The sequence below is a fragment of the Nocardia sp. NBC_01327 genome (assembly GCF_035958815.1).
In the GTDB taxonomy this organism is placed as follows: domain Bacteria; phylum Actinomycetota; class Actinomycetes; order Mycobacteriales; family Mycobacteriaceae; genus Nocardia.
Genome location: NZ_CP108383.1, coordinates 3,825,762 through 3,842,370 on the forward strand (window position 1 = coordinate 3,825,762; position 16,609 = coordinate 3,842,370).

The following is a 16,609-nucleotide window of genomic DNA, read 5'->3' on the forward strand; positions in this document are numbered from 1 at the left end:
GTCATTCACCACATCGCTGTCGATTACCGACTCTATCCGTCCGGCCGTTTCCTGCCTGGATTCTCCCGTTTTGCGTTGTCGAGGTCGGTCGGGTCAGCGGCGACCGCGGTGGGCCGCCGCTTTCCGCGACCTATCGACCGGGGCGCAGCACGATGGTGCCCTTGGCTGCCCGGTCTTCCAGAAGTCGATGCGCATGGGCCGCCTGAGCGAGGGGGAGTACCCGATCGACCAGCGGGGTGAGCGAGCCGTCGGCGGCGCGGTCCAGTGCGGCAGCGCGCGATCCCGCGACCCAGGCCAGCCAATCCGGCCCCGAGCAGCCGACCAGCGTGAGTCCGCGCATGATCAGATCCATGGACGTCACCTGTGCCGGTGTGCCGGAGAGGAAGCCGTAGCTGAGCATCCGGCCGCGCAGCGGGGTCATGAGATCCAGCAGGGCGAGCGCGGATTCGCCGCCGATGGAGTCGAAGACGACGTCGATCGTTGCGCCGCCGAGAGTTTCGCGCAGGTGCTGCGGCCACTGCGGATCGAGGTGGTCGATCACCACGTCGGCGCCGAATTTCCGGGCCTGCTCGGCCTTCTCCGGGCCACCCGCGGTGGCGATGACCCGGGCCGCGCCGTATTCCTTGGCCAGCTGCGTGAGATAGCCGCCGATTCCCGTTGCGGCCGCCTCGATAAGGACGGTCTCGGTACCGGTCAGCTTGGCGGTCTCCAGTAGCGGAATGGCCACCGATCCGCTCATGGAGAGCGCGGCGGCATCGACGGACGATACGGCGTCCGGAATCCGGACCGCGGATTCCGCAGGTGCGCTGACGAATTCGGCATAGGTGCCGAAGGCGTTGCCGGCCACCAGGACCCGCTGCCCGATCAATCCCGCATCCGCCCCCGAGCCCACCTCGACGACCACGCCGACCGCCTGCGTGCCGAAAACGAACGGCTTCTCCAGCGGGATCGGAAACGCCCCCGAGCGCAGCATGGCCTCCGGGTACAGCACCGGAATCGCCTCGCTGCGCACGAGTACCTCACCCGGCTGCGGACGCGGCGCGGGCACCTCACTCGGCACCAGGACGTCGGGTCCACCGGTCGCGGTCAATAGGATTGCCTGCATTGAAATACCCCATAACTTGACTTACGGTCCACTTATGCTTCACGACGATATGGACCGACGGTCAACTTGTCAACGAAAGTCGAGGAAATGCCTGCTGAGCAGCCCCGGGAACGCGCCGACGCCGCCCGCAATCGCCGTGCGATCCTGGCCGCCACCCGCACGCTGCTGGCCGACCACGGCGCCGACGCCATCACCATGGACAAGGTCGCCGCCGCGGCCGGGGTCGGCAAGGGCACCATCTTCCACCGCTTCGGCAGTCGCTCAGGCCTGCTCTACGCCCTGGTTGCCGAGCCCGCCGAAGCCCTGATGGCCGCCATTTCCGAGGACCCGCCCCCCTTGGGCCCCGGCGCCCCCGCCGGCGACCGACTACTGGCCTTCTTCGACGCGATGACCGTCATGATGGCCGACAATGTCGAGCTGATGGCCGCCTACACCGGCGCTTCCATGCCCCCGCACCCCCGCACCGCCGAATTCCACGGCACCTGGGACCGCCACATCACCACCCTGCTCCACGAGGCTCGCCCCGACCTCGACGCCGAAGCCGCCGGTCGATTGCTGTTCAGCGCAGTGGGTTCCGACGTGGCTCGCGCCATGGCCCGCGCGGGCGAAACCGACCGCCTCCGCAGCGCCATCCGCACCCTCGTGGAATCCGTACTCCGCCAACCGGATTAACCGCGGTTCTGCCGACTGGAACTGGCGGCGGAACCTTGTGCCGCGCTGGCTGACACGGCAAGCGCGCTATTTGTGACGGAGGCAGGTGGTTGCCGGGGCGCTGACGTCCGAGTTCTTCGTGACGACTCCCCGTGTGCCGCTGGGGCATACAGGCAGTACGACGAATGCCACAATTCGGACAAAAGGTGTGGGGTTGACCTTGACCCTGCGTCAGGGTTGGAGGGTGGTCGTATGACGAACAACAGCACTTCTTTTGAGCGGCTTGCGCCGCCGATCGGAGGATTTCAGGAGATCGACGGCCGGCGGATTTTTGTGCACCGGTCGGGTAGTGGGGGACCGGCGGTGGTGTTCCTGCCAGGTGCGAGCGCGGTGGGGTTGGATTATTTCGGTGTCCAGCAGCAGGTTTCACGGTTCACCACCGCCGTGGTGTACGACCGCGGCGGCTCGGGTTACAGCGATCCGTTCCCACTGCCGCGCACCGCTGCTGCGGTAGCTACGGAACTGCACGATTTGCTGCGCGCCGAGAACATCCCTGCCCCATACGTTCTCGCGGCACACTCGCTCGGTGGGTTCTTCGCGCACCGGTTCGCGCAGCTGTACCCGCAGGATGTCGCGGGCCTGGTCTGGCTCGACGCCCTGCATCGTGATTGGGACGACTTCATGCCGCCCGCAGCGAGTCTGGCGGCGACCGAGCAGATGGCGCCTGATCCGGACGGAGCGCTCGAGGAGATACGCCCGGCTCAGCTCGAGATGTACGGCGAGCTGTACGCGGACTATCCGGAGCACGTGCGGCGAGCACTGATGGATGCCTGCCTGAGTGATGACTGGATGCGCGCCGGCCTTGCCGAGCGCCGTGGATTGACCGCACTCGCCACCGAACTGCGCGCCGGACCCGACATTCCTGACGTGCCCATGGTCGCGCTCTCCGTGGTGGGCGGCGGCCCTGCCCAGACGTTGGCCGCCATGCACGACGGCAGGACGAGAATGGATGCGGCTCTGGTGAACGCTGTTTCGCACGGGGAGCAGCGCATTCTCTCCGATACCTTCCACCACCGGCTCTGTTTCGACCGCCCCGATGCGGTGGTCCAGGCGATCCGCGACGTCGTGGACCGGGTGGCGCGCCCCTAGAATCGGCACCATCACGCATCGCACGGACCAGAGGAGGACAGTGCTCACGATCGGCCGGCTGGCGGCGACCGCCGGCGTGACCGTGCGCACTGTCCGCCACTACCACCACGTCGGTCTGCTGCCCGAGCCCGAGCGCGATGCCTCCGGGTACCGCAGCTACAGCGCGCAGGCGGCGGTGGATCTCATCCGGATCAGGACTCTCGCCGATGCCGGAGTGCCGCTGGCCCGCATCGATACGCTGCTGCATGCGCAGCCGCCCGAGTTCGCCGCGGCGATCACCGATATCGACGCGGCGCTGCGGCGAAAGATCGACCAGCTCAACGAATATCGGAGTCGCATCACCGAATTGGCAAGTGGTGAAAGGCTTGTCCTGCCCGCCGAGGTGGTCGACATCCTGGACCGGATGCGCGGTTTCGGGGTCAGCGAACAGCGGGTACGGCTCGAGCGCGACTCATGGATTCTGCTGCAGGCGTTGGACCCTGGCTCCATGCCGCAGCGGATCCGGGACAAGAACGCCGGCTTCGACGACCCGGAGACGATTCGCCTGTATCTTGCCTGTGACGAATCGGTCGACTGGGATCCGCAGGACCCACGCCTGGACCGGCTCATCGACGATATGGACGCCTGGGAGATCAAGTACGAACGAGACGGCGGCGGCCCGGGCAACCGGCTGATCTCCGCCCGCATCTCCGAGGCCTCACCGGCATGGCAACGCCTCCTCGAGGCCCTCGCCCACCGCGCCGAACGTCGCCGAACCGCAGATACCCCAGCCCACCCCTCCGCGCTCACGCACGACAGCTGAAGCACCGAGCGGGCTCTGGTTGCGGTCCTTCTCGGCGTGTCGCCACAACCAGAGCCCGCTCGGCGACGTTTCGCTGGGGGATGGCCCGAATTCGGTCGGCTGCCGGTGTGAGGGGAGTGGTTGCTACTGCGGTGTGAAGGCCCAGACGGCGGCCGGGCGGCCGGTTGCTTTCACGCGCACGCGCTCGCCGGTGCGGGTCAAGCCGGGAAGGGCTGCGAGGGTGCGGTTGAGGTTGCCGGGGTCGGGGCGGGAGCCTTCGAGCGCGGCGGTGAGTTCGACCGCGCGGGTGGCCGGAAACTGCTCGCCCACCAGCGGGCGCGTGAATTCGAGGTGCTTCCAGAGCATTTCGGCGAAGATCTCGCGTGCGGTGTCGACGATCCGGTTGTGATCGAAGGCCAGGGCCGGAATGCGTTCGAACGGAAGCCATTCGGCGGCGTCGGCGTTGTGGTCGGCGATGACGGACCACATGGCGATGGACAGCGTCGGCCCGCGTGGATCGCGATTGGGCTCGTCGAAGGTGGCGAGCTGACCCACGGCCAGGATGGCCTGTTCGGGGACACCGAGTTTGGTGTGCACGGCCCGGCGGGCGGCGGCCTCGAGCCGTTCGCCACGGTGGAGCAGGACGCCGGGCAGGGCGAGCGCGCCGGCGAACGGCTCCCACTCGCGGGGTGCGATGCCCACGGTGACGGTCGCGTCGTCGCGGCCGTAGCGCAGGGCGATCACATCGATGGATACTGCGGATTGTTGCTCCACAAGGGGTCAATCATGCCGTAGTGGGGGGAGCGATCGTGTGATCGGCCCGCGCGGGCCGGGTGAGCTGCACGGATCGGGCGCGGCGGTCGGCGCGATCGGGGCCGTGTGCGGTCAGCGCCACGGGCACCCCGAGTTCGGCTTCGAGGTAGCCGGGCACGTCGGCGGGCAGGTCCGCGAGCACCGGTGTCGCGTCGTTCAGCAGGTCCGTCAGCCGCTGCTGGTGGTCGAGGTCCTGCCAGGTGCCGCAGTCGAGCCGGTCGGCATAGCCGTCGGTGGTGAGATATCCGGTGGCGGTGCGGATATCGCCGACCGCGTCCATATGGTTGACGACCAGACCGTCGATGCCCCCGCAGGCATCGACCGCGTAGCGCAGCAGGATCGGATCGAGGTGCCCGGTGCGGAATTCACCCTGGTAGGCGCCGGTCCCATTGTGCCGCTCGGGAATCCGCAGCTCCGCATCCTCGGTCGGGAACGGTCCCGCCCCGTGCCGGGTGAAGTAGCTGCGGGTGATGCCCAGGACATATCCGGGCGCATCGATCCGGGCGAGCATGGCGCGCGCATGACGAGGTTCCACCGTCGACCAGGTGGTGTACGGGTGCAGCCCCCGCCATTCGTCGAGCAGCGCCCCCTGCGCGCCCTCGAACACCAGCCGCCCGCTCTCGGCGAAGACGGCCAGCTGATCGCCGGGCAGAATCGCCACGGCCCGAGCGAATTCGGTGTACACATCGACGAGATCATCGATCGAGTCGTACCGGTGCCCACTGCCCGCCAGGAGCGGCCGATAGTGCTCCTGAAGCGCGATCAGCTTGCGCCGCAGCACTTCCGGCCGCCGGCAATCGCCCACCCGCGGGGCGTCGTGCTCGAGCGCGTAACTCGCCGTCTCCCCGATGCCGATACCGCACGAACCGTGCCGGGACGCACCCCGCGCATCCTCCCCGCAACGGTTGGCGGCCCCGTGGATCGGGGTGGTGAGCAGCGCCCGCTCGTCCACGGACATCAGCGCGAGCGGATCGGCGATGCCGAGCAGTGCCAGCGCGCGGGCCTCGGCGGCCAGCGCGATGGGCTCCACGAGCATGTGCCGGGACAGCAGGGTCGGCACCCGGGAAAAAGTGCCGGACCCGAACTGCCGGAAGGTGTGGTGGCGTCCGCCGGCGACCACATTGTGGGCCGCCTGCGCACCGCCGTTGAACCGCACCACGGCGGACACGTCCAGTCCCGTCTCCGGTGCGCAGAGCCAGTCCACGGTGGCCCCCTTGCCGGCGTCGCCGAACCCGAGGTCCACCACGATCAGGTGGCGATCACCGAACATTGCTCTCTCCCTTCTAGTTTCCGAAATCGACGTCGTCGTCACCGGTGCCGGCGGGCAGGGCGCCGGCACTGCGGGTGCGCCGCCCCGCGCCGAGGGGTGCGAGCGCCTTGCCGACCGCATCCGCCTCGTCGAGCGAGCCGATATCGCGCAGATCCGCCAGTCCCGCACCGAGATCGATGCGGTCCTCGCCGATGCCGATGGTCAGCGCGATGAGCTCGCACACCGCCGCCGGATCGTCCAGGCGCAGGAACCGCTCGCCGAGCAGTCCCCGCCAGTGCTCGGCGATCTCCGGATCCCCGTAGTAGCTGGACTGATTGGGCAGGATGTAGTGCACGTGCCAGCGATCGGCGAGCTCGCGGTAGATGGACTCGACCGAGACATCCTGGGATACCTTGTCGCCGATGACATTCCGAATGTGTCGCGAGGCCAGGCGATCTTTGTTCAGCTCGTCGCCGACGATGAACAGGTAACCCTTCTGTCCACGCTTGTCCCACGCGTCGGTGGCGGTGTGCCGGGCCATGAAATAGGCGGCCAGTTCATAACTTTCGGACTTCTGCCCGCCACCGCCGCCCTCCAGCAGGATGAGTCGCAACTGCTCGTCCATCCGATTGTCGGACTCGAACTGCCCGACCTGCAGCGGCACCCGATCGGTATCGGCATCGCCGATCCCGCCGAACATGATCTGCGGATCGTCCGCATATCCCTTGCGCTGCAACAGCCCGTGCAGTTTGCCGAGCTTCTCCTGCATGATCCGCGGCACCGCGCCCATGGACCCGGTTACATCGAACAGCACCGCGATGGGCAGCGAGTTCCCGTGATCAGCCGAATCGCGGGACTCCCGCATCCCCACATTCTTCGGATCGAGCGATGTGTGCGCCGTCCATTTGTCCCAGGGCACCGACCGCATATCGGCGGTGTAGCCGAAATCGTCGAGGCCGCGGGCGGCGCGGAAGGTGCGGGCGGCGTCGTAGGCGCTGTCGTCCCAATTTCCGTAACCCATTGTTATCACTGTCCTTTCGTGAGCTCGAACGGCCGGAAGAGGCGCTGTCCGTAGAGCCGGTCGAGCAGATCGTCGAATTCGCCGAGCAGATCGGCGGCGTCGGGGCGCAGCCGCGCATCGGGCTGCATACAGCCCGCCGCGAAGGTGCGCATGGCGGTGGGCGCGCGAGTGCCGAGCATGGTGAGCATCAGCTGGTGCGCGAGGTGGACATCGGTGGCGGGGGAGACCGCATCGTGGATCTCCGGCGGATAGTCGAGCGAGCCGAGGGTCGCGGCGGCGGGCGTGCCCGGCCGGGTCGCGAACGACCAGCCCACCAGCACCACACCGTGCAGCCGTGGATGAATGAGCACATTCGCCGGAGTGATGGCCGTATGCACCCATCCGGCGAGCGCCGCCCCGGACAGGCAGCGCAGCAGCCGCCGATGCATCCAGGCGTAGTCGCGCGCATCGAGCCCGTCCGGATAGGCGGCGCGCACCTGTTCCAGCGTCACGAATCCTTCGGTGAGCGCACCGAGTACGTTCACGGTCCGGTGTTCGCCCGCGTCCAGATGATCGACGGTGTCCACGAGCTCGGGAAAATACGGTCGCAACCAGTTGTGCTCCTCGGCCGTGATCGCGAGGTCGCGCAGCGCATTTCGCTCACCGGCGAGCAGCTTGTTGGCGGCGGAGCGCCGGGGAATCTTCACGACCCGATCGCTGCCGCTGCGATAGAGATCGGTCACCGACCCGCGCGCCAGCAGCCTGCCGACCGGGTACGTCCCGTGCGCCCCGGTCACGTGCATGCTCGCGTCATCGAGGTTCAGCCACTGCTTGTACAGCTCGCCCAGTCGCACGAATGCCGCCCCGGCCATCTCCGATTCGTCGGCTGCCACCCGATCGGGGTGAACCGCCGCGGCCAGCCGGCGATACCGGCGCTGCCCGTCCCTGCGGGCAGCGGAATCGGTTGTGGCGCTGCCGAAGAGGTCCTCGGGCCGCCTTGCCGCCTGAATGTCCTGCACCGTGTCTCGCACCGTCGTCATGCGTTTTAGACTAGGCGACTAAAACTAGAAGCGCCAGCGATTCGGGAAACTAATTGTCGAGACGACTAGAACGGTGCGGCCGTGCGCTCGCCGCGCCGATTCAGTTGTCCCGCACCGGCTGTGCCACCCAGCCCGCGCCCACGGCCGTACCGATGGTCCGATGGACGGCCAGGGCCGAGAGCGGCCACACCCCGCATCCGGAGACGACGAAGTCGTCCGCATCTGCGGCGGTGCACCAGTGTGCGGTGAGTCGACTGGCTGCGGACACGTGCGGCGACAGTTCGATCGGCATGGTTCGGGCCTCTGTGCGCGAACCGATTTCCCGCCGCTGAGATAATGTGACATGGAATCTTTCATCCACTCGGCGAGGAGGCCTGGGATGGTTGTCGGTGAATCGGTATCGGACGCCGGGGCGCGATTGGCCGCGCTGCGGGCCGACGGCTGCAGCCCGGAGCAGGCGTGGGCGCTGTTCGACGCGCTGCCTGCGGTGCGGGTGGAGGAGATCACCACCGGCCGCTGGGGCGGGGACGAACTCGACACCGGGCATCCGTGGCAGGGCGTGCTGGTCGAATCCGGGTGGTGCGGAAAGCAGTTCGATGACGCGGACTCCGTGCAACCGCTGCTGTTCGCCGGACCCGATGGTGAGGTGTTCCCCGTCGACCCGCGCCGGGTGCCGCTCTTCCTGGCCGGAAAGGTGCCGGTCGCAGCCCTGCGCCCGGTCCGCCGCTCGCTCGGTGTCCTGCGGCCGCTACTGTGCACCCGCATCCCGCGCGCCCGCCTGCGCAATCTGGAATTCCGCGGAAAGTCCAGTGCCGCAATGATCTACGACCACCTGCCGATCATCGACGTCTTCCGCAAAGTCGACGAGGACACCCTGCTGGGCGTCATGGATATGCGCGGAATGCGAGATCCGTACTTCTTCATCCTCTTCCGCAACCGGTAGCCGTTCGCGGTAAGCGGGCGGCCGGGGTGCGCCTGCGGCCTACCATCGGGAGTATCGATGGTTGTCGCTCGGGAGGGGTACCCGATGGAACGCACGACCTGTCTTGTTGCCGGTGGTGGTCCGGCGGGCATGATCCTGGGATTGCTGCTGGCGCGCGCCGGGGTCGAAGTGACGGTGCTGGAGAAGCACGGTGATTTCCTGCGCGATTTCCGCGGGGACACCGTGCATCCGACCACCCTCGACCTGCTCGACGAGCTCGGGCTGGGCCAGGAATTCGCGAAATTGCCGCAGCGGCGGATGAATTCGGTGCAATTGCCGATCGGCGGCCGAATGGTGACCGTGGCGAGCTTCGGGAACATTCCGGGGCGGCACAAGTACATCGCCATGGTTCCGCAGTGGGATCTGCTGGATCTGCTGGCGCGCGCCGCCGACACCGAACCCACCTTCCGGCTGCGAATGAACACCGAGGTGACGGAGCCGGTGCGGGAGGCGGGCCGGGTCGTCGGTGTGCGCTATCGCACGAAAGACGGTGCCACCGGCACGATTCGGGCGGATCTCACGGTGGCGTGCGACGGTCGCGGCTCCATCCTGCGCGCCGCGGCGGGTCTCGGTTCGCATTCGTGGGCCACCCCGTTCGATGTCTGGTGGTTCCGCATCCCGCGTCATGACACCGATCCGGCGGGTGCGGTTCCCGTGCTGACGCAGAACCGCTTCGCCGTCATGCTCGATCGCGGCGACTACTGGCAGTGCGCGACCCTCCTCGCGAAGGGCAATGATCCCGCGCTGCGGCAGCGGCAATCGGTCGAGGTGATCATGCGGAGCCTGGCGGATGCCGTCCCGTGGCTCGCGGATCGGGCTGACGTTCTGCACGACTGGGATCAGGTGCAGCTGCTCGATGTGCAGCTCGACCGCCTCGACCGCTGGTACACCGACGGACTGCTGTGCCTGGGTGATGCCGCGCACGCCATGTCCCCGGTCGGCGGCGTCGGCATCAATCTGGCGGTGCAGGACGCGGTAGCGGCCGCGAGAATTCTTGCGCCCGAACTGCTCTCACGCACCGTGACCACAGCGGATCTGGCACGTGTCCAGCGCCGCCGCACCCTGCCCACCGTCGTCACCCAGACCGTGCAGCGCATCATTCATGCGCTCGTCGTCGGCCCCGCGGTGGAGGGCCGGCGAAATCTGTCCAATGCCCAGCGCGCACCGCTCGCACTGCGCCTGTTCCGCCGCATCCCCCTCGTGCGGGACCTGCCACCGCTGTTCGTCGGCCGCGGCGTCCTGCCCGAGCACGCACCAGATTTCGCCCGCCGCCCACCGGTTCGGTAGCTTCGTCGGCTCACGCGCCTGTTCGGTAGCTTCGTCGGCTCACGCGTCCGTTCGGTAGCTTCGATGGCTCAGGCGTCTGTTCGGTAGCTTCGATGGCTCGTCCGCCAGCGGTTCTTCGACGGCTTGTCCGCGAGCGATTCGGCGAGTTCAACCTTCGTCGGCCGGTCCTGCTGCTCAGGCTGCCAACGAGCCTGCCGCTGTGGGTCGGTTGCTAGCGCACGCCGCGGGTGCGGAACTGAATGCTGATGCGGGGGCCGACCGGTCGCCGCGTCTTCGGAATCGCGTGTTCCCAGGTGCGCTGGCAGGAGCCACCCATGACGATGAGGTCGCCGTGGCCGAGCGGATATCGCAGGCTCTCGCCACCACCGCGCGGTCGCAGCATGAGCGCTCGCGCGGCGCCGACCGAGACGATGGCCACCATGGTGTCGTGCGTGGCTCCCCGGCCGGACGTATCCCCGTGCCACGCAACGCTGTCCATACCGTCGCGGTAGTAGCACAGGCCCGCCGAGGCGAACGGCTCGCCCAGCTCCTGCCGGTAGTGCCGGCTCAGGGCATCGCGCGCGTCGTTCAGCACCGGATCCGGTAGTAGCTGCCCCTCGTCGTAGAAGCATTGCAGGCGGGGCACATCCACCACCCGGTCGTACATGGGCCGGCGATCCGCCCGCCACGGCACATCCGCCGCGAGCCGCTCGAACAGCAGGTCCGCCCCACTCAACCAGCCGGGCAGGACATCCACCCACGCGCCGTTGCTCAAGACCGTGCGCTGAATTCCGTCCAGCGCACCGACCTCGAGCTCCCCGAATCCATCGAGCAGCGATCCCTGCAATGGCGTCGACATGAGATCGAACATACGTTCTATCCGGCAGATGATCAAGCCGACACGGCGTCCCGGGCGGGTCGGCCCGTCAGCCGCAGTGAGCGGTCCGCCAGTGTGAGGGCCAGGAACAATCCGGAGGCGACGAGCATGAAGAGCGCGAGATGGTGCAGCCCCGCCGCGCCGCTGCCGGCGGAGAGGAAGGCGCCGCCCGCGGCGGCGGCGCCCATCGCGCCGGCGTAGGTGAACGTTCGCAGTAGTCCGGCCGAGGAGGCGATGCGCTCCGGATCGGCCTGGTAGTAGACGGCGTTCTGATTGGCCAGGCTGTTGAGGCCCTGCGGGATGCCCATGATGACGGCGACGCCCAGCAGCAGCCAGATCGCCGCGGCGCCCGGCATCAGGAAAAGTGCTGTGCAGCCCAGGATTTGGGCGATGCCGCCGACGATGAGCTTGCCGCGGATCACGGCTCGGCGTCCGGTGATCGCGGATACGGCGATACCGGTGATCGACAGCGGCAGCAGGATGAGTCCCGCGCCGGTGGCATTCAGTCCGCGACCGCTCTCGAGCCATTGGGTGAAGCCGTACAGGAAGCAGTAGCCGACCATGCTGGTCAGCAGGACACGCCCGTAGGTGGCGAGCAGCGGCACATTCCCGCCCAGCACCCGCACATCGAGAAACGGCTCCGGCGTGCGCAATTCGCGGATGATCAGCGCCGCTCCGGCGGCGATCGCCAGCACCGGCAGATACCAGTACGCCACTTGCGGTTTCATCAGGAACAGCAGCAGCGAGACCAGCAGTGCGGCGAACAATGCGATACCGGGCAGATCCAGTCCGGAACCCTTGCCGCGCTGCGGCGCAGGGGTTTTCGGCATCCGCAGTGCGCCCACGATCAGGCAGGCGATGGCGAGGGGGATATTGATCGCGAAGGTGGTACGCCACCCGCCGAGGTGAATCAGCAACCCGCCCAGGGTCGGCCCGATCACCACAATGGTCTGCCCCGCCACGGCGAGCGCGGTCAGGACCCCGGCGGGACTGTTCTTGCCGGTGCGCTCGGACTCGCTGCGGATCAGATACATCGACGCGGGATAGCCTGCGCAGGTGCCGAATCCGAGCACGATGCGGGCGAGTACCAGCACCAGCAGATTGGGTGCGAGCACGCCCATGATCCCGGCGATCCCGGTGAGCGTTGCACCGGCGAGATAGAGCCGCCGCGGCCCGTACAGATCGACCAGGCGGCCCACCACCGGCTGCCCGATGGCGGTGGCCAGATACAGCGCCGACACCAGCCATGCGGTGGATGACGCGGGTGCGCCGAACGCCACGCCGATCGGCACCAGCGAGACCGCGATGATCGAGGAATTGATCGGATTGAGAATCGTCCCGAGCAGCATCGGGGCCAGTAGCTTGCGATCGAACCCGCTGTCGGACTCCGCCCGGAACCGGCGGGTGAGTACCGAACTCATTCCTGCCCGAGTCTTTCCAGCAGCGCCAGGGCATCGAGCAGCACCTGCCTCTCGGCCTCGGTGTACCTCTCCTGCAGCGAAGTGGTGAGCCATTCCTCCCCGGCCCGGCGCCGGCCGTCGAAGAATTCGCGGCCCTCGCCGCTGAGCGATACCACCTGCCGTCGCCGATCGGCGGGATCGGGCCGTCGTTCGATCAGCCCGCGTTCCTCGAGAATATTCAGCGTCGCGGCGATGGCCTGTGGTCGCACCCGCTCGGCGGTGGCGATATCGCTCGCGGTCGTATCGCCCTTGCTCAGCCGGCTCAGCACCGACAGCTGCGACGGCGTGAGCTCCCGGCTGTCGGACTGCTCCTGGAACCTCCGGCGCAGGCGGCTGACCAGCACTCGCAGCTCACGGGCGGCGAGTGCGGCCGAGGCGGAGATGGTCATGGCGGATTCGGTCATACATCCACCATAGATAGCCAATCCAGATTGTTCAATCTGGATTGGCTAATTGGTGAGGGTCATTCGGTGCGCACGTGAGCGCGCACGAAGTCGACGACCGCATCGGTGAATTCGTCATTGGCATCGCTGGCGGCGGTATGCGCGGCCGTACCGATCTCGGCGTAGTCGGCATGCGGGACCAGGTCCCGGAAGGCGCGTACACCCTCCTCGCTCACCACATCGGAGAGCGCGCCGCGCACCAGCAGGACCGGCATGGTCAGCTGACGCGCCGCGTCCTCCAGCGGATCGGTATGGAAATCGATCTCCTCACCGCGACCGGACAGCATGGCCGGATCCCAGTGCCAGTACCAGCGGCCGTCGGCACGCTGCCGCAGATTGCGCTGCAGCCCTTCGGGATTGCGCGGCTTGCGGCGGTGCGGGAGATAGGCGGACACCACATCGGCGGCTTCCTCGAGGCTCGCGAAGCCCTCCCGATTGCTGTCCAGGAAATTGATCACGCGCTCCACGCCGGCGCGTTCGGGGCGCGGCACCACATCCACCAGGACCAGCCCGGTCATGCGATCGCGCTGCGGGTGCGCGCTGGCAATGAGACCGGTGAGGCCGCCCATGCTGGCGCCGACCACGAACGCGGGCTTGCCGAGCTGCTCGAGCACGCCTATGAGGTCCTCGACCATGGCATTGCGGGAGTAGTTGCCGTCCGGCGCCCACTCGCTGTCACCGTGCCCGCGCGCATCGAGCAGGACCGCATGCATGCCCGCCTTGGCCAGCGCCAGCCCGGAATCCTTCCAGGAGTGCCGGGTCTGCCCGCCGCCGTGTAGGAACACCACCAGCGGTCCGTCCTGGGGTCCCCAGCTGTCCGCGGCGAGTGCGATACCGCCCTGGCCGCGGAAGGTGACGCGGGCAGGTTCGGTGAAGTCGGCTTCATTGCTCACACACCGAGCATCGCACACGGCGGTTTACGGTGTATGAAGACCTGCCGCGGAGGCCGCGATTCGCCTGGTTCAGGTGTGCGGGTTCGTCGGGTTCCGCAGCCGAGGTGCGCAGATCTGCGTCGGCAAGGGCGCAGTGCCGCTATGGTTTTCGGGTATGGCTCGAATGGCCGGATCACGATCGCGCGCGATGTTCGCGATATTGTCGATCGTCTTGATCCTGTGTACCACCGCCTGCTCGTCCGGCGGCAATTCCGCGGGGCAGCGCGATCTGTGTTCCCCGCCCGGGGTGAACTTCGCCTCGGCCGCGCCGCCGAACCTGGCGGCGGGTCCGACCGCGGGCGTCGACCTGTACACGACCCCGACCACGGTTCCGCTCTCCCAGATCGATGTGGGCAAGCTCGGATTGATCAACCCCGGAACGCTGAGCGTCGGCACGATCTCCGATGCGCCGCCCAGCGTCTGCGTGAATTCCCACGGCGTCTTCACCGGTATCGACAATGAGCTACTGAAGGCGATCGCGGCGAAACTCGGGCTGCGAGTGCAATTCTCGGGGACCGAGTTCGCGGGCCTGCTGGCGCAGGTGGCCAACCGGCGCTTCGACGTCGGCGCCGCGAGCATCACCGCCACGCAGGCGCGCAGGCAACTCGTCGACTTCACCAATGGCTACGACTTCGGCTATTTCTCGCTCGTCGTGCCCACCGGCAGTGCCCTCAAAGGCTTTTCGGATCTCCGGAAGGGGCTGCGAATCGGTGTTGTGCAGGGCACCGTGCAGAACGAGTACGTGGTCAACACGCTGCATCTGGATCCGGTGACATTCCCGGACTTCACCACCGCATACGCGAATTTGAGATCCGGACAGCTCGACGCCTGGGTGGCGCCGTCCGGGCAGGCGGCCGGTGCGATCAAACCCGGCGATCCGGCCGCTGTCGTACAGAACACCTTCAGCCTGCAGAACTACGTCGGCTTCGCGGTGCGCAAAGGCGATCAGCCGCTGACCGAGGCGCTCAATGCCGGACTGGACGCGATCATCGCCGACGGCACCTACGCCCGCATCTACTCCCAGTGGGAGCCGCGGCAGTTCCCGCCGGGCTGGAAGCCCGGCTCGAAGGCCGCGCCCATGCCGACCCTGCCGGACTTCGCCGAGATCGCGGCCGAACATCAGGGCGCCAAAACCGCGCAGGCCGCGCCGAAATCGACTCTGGCGCAATTGAAGGACACGTTCCTCGACTGGTCGCTCTATCGTCAGGCGTTCCCCACGCTGTTCAAGACCGGCCTGCCCAACACCCTTATCCTGGCGCTCGTCTCGGGTGTGCTCGGCACCATTCTCGGGATGCTGCTCGCGGTCGCGGGAATCTCCCGCACACGCTGGTTGCGCTGGCCCGCAAGGGTTTACACCGATATCTTCCGGGGTCTGCCCGCCGTGGTCACGATCCTGATCATCGGTCTCGGATTCGGCCCCGTGTTCAAGGGCATCACCGGGAACAATCCCTACTGGCTGGGCGCGGTCGCGCTCGCGCTGCTGGCCTCGGCGTATATCGGTGAGATCTTCCGGTCGGGCATCCAGTCGGTCGAATCCGGGCAGCTGGAGGCCGCGCGGGCGATCGGTTTCGGCTATCGGCAGTCGATGACGCTGGTGGTGATTCCGCAGGGTGTGCGCCGGGTACTGCCCGCGCTGATGAACCAGTTCATCGCGCTCATCAAGGACTCCTCCCTGATCTACTTCCTGGGCCTGCTCTCGACCCAGCGTGAATTGTTCGCGGTCGGCCGAGATCTCAACGCGGAGACCGGCAATCTGTCCCCACTGGTCGCGGCCGGTCTGGTCTATCTGCTCCTGACCGTTCCGCTCACGCACCTGGTGAACTACATCGACCAGCGGTTGCGGACCGGGCGGGCCGAAGCTCCCGCGGCACCGGTCGAGGAGGCCGCCATCACGGAAGGTCGCGGCGCATGAGCGAGCCGACCAAGGACCCGAAGGACGCGGGGGACACCCCCGACCGGCCGCACAGCGCATCCCTCACCGGGACCGGCCTGAATCTGACGCTCGGCCACACTCACATCCTGCGCGGCATCGACATTCATGTGGATGCGGGCAAGACCACCACCGTGATCGGACCTTCCGGTTCCGGTAAATCGACTCTGCTGCGCGTGCTGAACCGGTTGTACGAGCCGGATTCCGGTGATGTGCTGATCGACGGGCAGTCGGTGCTGCGCGAGGATCCGGATCGGCTGCGGCAGCGCATCGGCATGGTGTTCCAGCAGTTCAACCTGTTCCCCCATATGACCATCGCCGACAATGTGGCCCTGGGACCGCGGAAGCTGCGGGGACTGTCGAAGGACGAAGCCCGCGCGGTGGCCGCGGAGCAATTGGAGATCGTGGGCCTGGCGGGCCGGGCCGACGCGCGTCCGGCGAATCTGTCCGGCGGTCAGCAGCAACGCGTCGCGATCGCGCGGGCGCTGGCAATGAAGCCGACCCTGATGCTGCTCGACGAGGTCACCTCCGCCTTGGATCCGGAGCTGGTCAAGGGCGTACTGTCGCTGATGGCCGATCTGGCCTCCGGCGGCATGACGATGATCGTGGTGACCCACGAGATGGGCTTCGCCCGTTCGGTTTCCGATCGCCTGGTCTTTATGGATCGGGGGCAGGTCGTGGAGTCGGGTGCGCCGGATCAGCTTTTCGACACCGCGGAAACCCCGCGCTTGCGGCAGTTCCTGTCCCAGGTGTTGTGAGCACCACGCGCGACATGTGAGATTCCTCCCAGCAGCGCGTGCCGGTGGTGGATTCATCGCAGACCAATCGGTCTGAATCTTAACTACCCGATTGCTATTGCGCTGTCCCGGCTGCGAGGATTCGCACGTGAAAACCCGCTGGTGCGAGCCGTATAGCGGGGTGATCACGGCAA

General features: G+C 67.4%; 17 protein-coding genes. 7 read left to right on the top strand and 10 right to left on the bottom strand.

What is annotated here, in order from left to right:
• Window positions 1–130 precede the first annotated feature (130 nt).
• Window positions 131–1,105 (bottom strand): quinone oxidoreductase family protein, encoded by a 975-nt coding sequence (locus OG326_RS17220; protein ID WP_327145652.1) that lies wholly within the window; start codon window positions 1,103–1,105, stop codon window positions 131–133.
• 87 nt (window positions 1,106–1,192) lie between these two features.
• Between OG326_RS17220 and OG326_RS17225 the strand changes: the two genes are divergently transcribed.
• The 3 genes from OG326_RS17225 to OG326_RS17235 all read left to right on the top strand — a co-directional run bounded on the left by OG326_RS17225 (window position 1,193) and on the right by OG326_RS17235 (window position 3,707).
• Window positions 1,193–1,777: a TetR/AcrR family transcriptional regulator gene (locus OG326_RS17225; protein ID WP_327145653.1), complete on the top strand. Its 585-nt coding sequence runs from the start codon at window positions 1,193–1,195 to the stop codon at window positions 1,775–1,777.
• A gap of 231 nt (window positions 1,778–2,008) precedes the next feature.
• A complete protein-coding gene (locus tag OG326_RS17230) occupies window positions 2,009–2,905 on the top strand; it encodes an alpha/beta fold hydrolase (protein WP_327145654.1) in 897 nt (298 codons plus the stop codon).
• Between the two features lie 40 nt (window positions 2,906–2,945).
• Window positions 2,946–3,707: a MerR family transcriptional regulator gene (locus OG326_RS17235; protein ID WP_327145655.1), complete on the top strand. Its 762-nt coding sequence runs from the start codon at window positions 2,946–2,948 to the stop codon at window positions 3,705–3,707.
• A 123-nt stretch (window positions 3,708–3,830) separates the two neighbouring features.
• Here the strand turns inward: OG326_RS17235 and OG326_RS17240 are convergent, their stop codons facing one another.
• The 5 genes from OG326_RS17240 to OG326_RS17260 all read right to left on the bottom strand — a co-directional run bounded on the left by OG326_RS17240 (window position 3,831) and on the right by OG326_RS17260 (window position 8,080).
• Window positions 3,831–4,460 carry an NUDIX domain-containing protein gene (locus OG326_RS17240; RefSeq protein ID WP_327145656.1) on the bottom strand — a complete coding sequence of 210 codons (630 nt, stop codon included), beginning with the start codon at window positions 4,458–4,460 and terminating at the stop codon, window positions 3,831–3,833.
• Between the two features lie 10 nt (window positions 4,461–4,470).
• Window positions 4,471–5,769: an adenylosuccinate synthetase gene (locus OG326_RS17245; protein WP_327145657.1), complete on the bottom strand. Its 1,299-nt coding sequence runs from the start codon at window positions 5,767–5,769 to the stop codon at window positions 4,471–4,473.
• A 13-nt stretch (window positions 5,770–5,782) separates the two neighbouring features.
• On the bottom strand, window positions 5,783–6,769 hold the full coding sequence (locus tag OG326_RS17250; RefSeq protein ID WP_327145658.1) for a hypothetical protein: 987 nt from the start codon (window positions 6,767–6,769) through the stop codon (window positions 5,783–5,785).
• A gap of 5 nt (window positions 6,770–6,774) precedes the next feature.
• Entirely contained in the window at window positions 6,775–7,788 is a 1,014-nt protein-coding gene (locus OG326_RS17255) for a hypothetical protein (protein ID WP_327145659.1), read from the bottom strand.
• A 100-nt stretch (window positions 7,789–7,888) separates the two neighbouring features.
• Window positions 7,889–8,080 (bottom strand): hypothetical protein, encoded by a 192-nt coding sequence (locus tag OG326_RS17260; RefSeq protein WP_327145660.1) that lies wholly within the window; start codon window positions 8,078–8,080, stop codon window positions 7,889–7,891.
• Between the two features lie 87 nt (window positions 8,081–8,167).
• Between OG326_RS17260 and OG326_RS17265 the strand changes: the two genes are divergently transcribed.
• Together OG326_RS17265 and OG326_RS17270 are read left to right on the top strand one after the other, a co-directional pair.
• Entirely contained in the window at window positions 8,168–8,731 is a 564-nt protein-coding gene (locus OG326_RS17265; protein WP_327145661.1) for a DUF4334 domain-containing protein, read from the top strand.
• Between the two features lie 84 nt (window positions 8,732–8,815).
• Window positions 8,816–10,057 (top strand): FAD-dependent oxidoreductase, encoded by a 1,242-nt coding sequence (locus OG326_RS17270; protein WP_327145662.1) that lies wholly within the window; start codon window positions 8,816–8,818, stop codon window positions 10,055–10,057.
• Between the two features lie 211 nt (window positions 10,058–10,268).
• On the opposite strand, the gene OG326_RS17275 is transcribed toward OG326_RS17270, so the two are convergent.
• Genes OG326_RS17275 through OG326_RS17290 form a run of 4 tightly spaced genes read right to left on the bottom strand, consistent with a single transcriptional unit; the run spans window position 10,269 to window position 13,709 of the window.
• Complete coding sequence (locus OG326_RS17275) at window positions 10,269–10,895, bottom strand: alpha-ketoglutarate-dependent dioxygenase AlkB (RefSeq protein WP_327145663.1); 627 nt, start codon at window positions 10,893–10,895, stop codon at window positions 10,269–10,271.
• Window positions 10,896–10,927: 32 nt separating this feature from the next.
• Complete coding sequence (locus tag OG326_RS17280; protein ID WP_327145664.1) at window positions 10,928–12,334, bottom strand: MFS transporter; 1,407 nt, start codon at window positions 12,332–12,334, stop codon at window positions 10,928–10,930.
• Window positions 12,331–12,777, bottom strand: a complete 447-nt coding sequence (locus tag OG326_RS17285; RefSeq protein ID WP_327145665.1) for a MarR family winged helix-turn-helix transcriptional regulator — start codon at window positions 12,775–12,777, stop codon at window positions 12,331–12,333. Before OG326_RS17285 ends, OG326_RS17280 begins: the two co-directional genes overlap by 4 nt.
• A 59-nt stretch (window positions 12,778–12,836) precedes the next feature.
• Window positions 12,837–13,709, bottom strand: coding sequence for an alpha/beta fold hydrolase (locus OG326_RS17290; RefSeq protein WP_327145666.1), 873 nt, complete (start codon window positions 13,707–13,709; stop codon window positions 12,837–12,839).
• A 154-nt stretch (window positions 13,710–13,863) separates the two neighbouring features.
• Between OG326_RS17290 and OG326_RS17295 the strand changes: the two genes are divergently transcribed.
• A complete protein-coding gene (locus tag OG326_RS17295) occupies window positions 13,864–15,660 on the top strand; it encodes an ABC transporter substrate-binding protein/permease (RefSeq protein WP_442790968.1) in 1,797 nt (598 codons plus the stop codon).
• Window positions 15,657–16,436: an amino acid ABC transporter ATP-binding protein gene (locus OG326_RS17300; protein WP_327145668.1), complete on the top strand. Its 780-nt coding sequence runs from the start codon at window positions 15,657–15,659 to the stop codon at window positions 16,434–16,436. The genes OG326_RS17295 and OG326_RS17300 overlap by 4 nt, the downstream gene beginning before the upstream one ends.
• Window positions 16,437–16,609: the final 173 nt, after the last annotated feature.

Bases quoted from the DNA above. Each gene is read 5' to 3' on its own strand.
- OG326_RS17220 (WP_327145652.1), bottom strand. From the start codon at position 1,105: ATGCAGGCAATCCTATTGACCGCGACCGGTGGACCCGACGTCCTGGTG.
- OG326_RS17225 (WP_327145653.1), top strand. From the start codon at position 1,193: ATGCCTGCTGAGCAGCCCCGGGAACGCGCCGACGCCGCCCGCAATCGC.
- OG326_RS17230 (WP_327145654.1), top strand. From the start codon at position 2,009: ATGACGAACAACAGCACTTCTTTTGAGCGGCTTGCGCCGCCGATCGGA.
- OG326_RS17245 (WP_327145657.1), bottom strand. From the start codon at position 5,769: ATGTTCGGTGATCGCCACCTGATCGTGGTGGACCTCGGGTTCGGCGAC.
- OG326_RS17250 (WP_327145658.1), bottom strand. From the start codon at position 6,769: ATGGGTTACGGAAATTGGGACGACAGCGCCTACGACGCCGCCCGCACC.
- OG326_RS17255 (WP_327145659.1), bottom strand. From the start codon at position 7,788: ATGACGACGGTGCGAGACACGGTGCAGGACATTCAGGCGGCAAGGCGG.
- OG326_RS17260 (WP_327145660.1), bottom strand. From the start codon at position 8,080: ATGCCGATCGAACTGTCGCCGCACGTGTCCGCAGCCAGTCGACTCACC.
- OG326_RS17265 (WP_327145661.1), top strand. From the start codon at position 8,168: ATGGTTGTCGGTGAATCGGTATCGGACGCCGGGGCGCGATTGGCCGCG.
- OG326_RS17270 (WP_327145662.1), top strand. From the start codon at position 8,816: ATGGAACGCACGACCTGTCTTGTTGCCGGTGGTGGTCCGGCGGGCATG.
- OG326_RS17275 (WP_327145663.1), bottom strand. From the start codon at position 10,895: ATGTCGACGCCATTGCAGGGATCGCTGCTCGATGGATTCGGGGAGCTC.
- OG326_RS17280 (WP_327145664.1), bottom strand. From the start codon at position 12,334: ATGAGTTCGGTACTCACCCGCCGGTTCCGGGCGGAGTCCGACAGCGGG.
- OG326_RS17285 (WP_327145665.1), bottom strand. From the start codon at position 12,777: ATGACCGAATCCGCCATGACCATCTCCGCCTCGGCCGCACTCGCCGCC.
- OG326_RS17295 (WP_442790968.1), top strand. From the start codon at position 13,864: ATGGCTCGAATGGCCGGATCACGATCGCGCGCGATGTTCGCGATATTG.
- OG326_RS17300 (WP_327145668.1), top strand. From the start codon at position 15,657: ATGAGCGAGCCGACCAAGGACCCGAAGGACGCGGGGGACACCCCCGAC.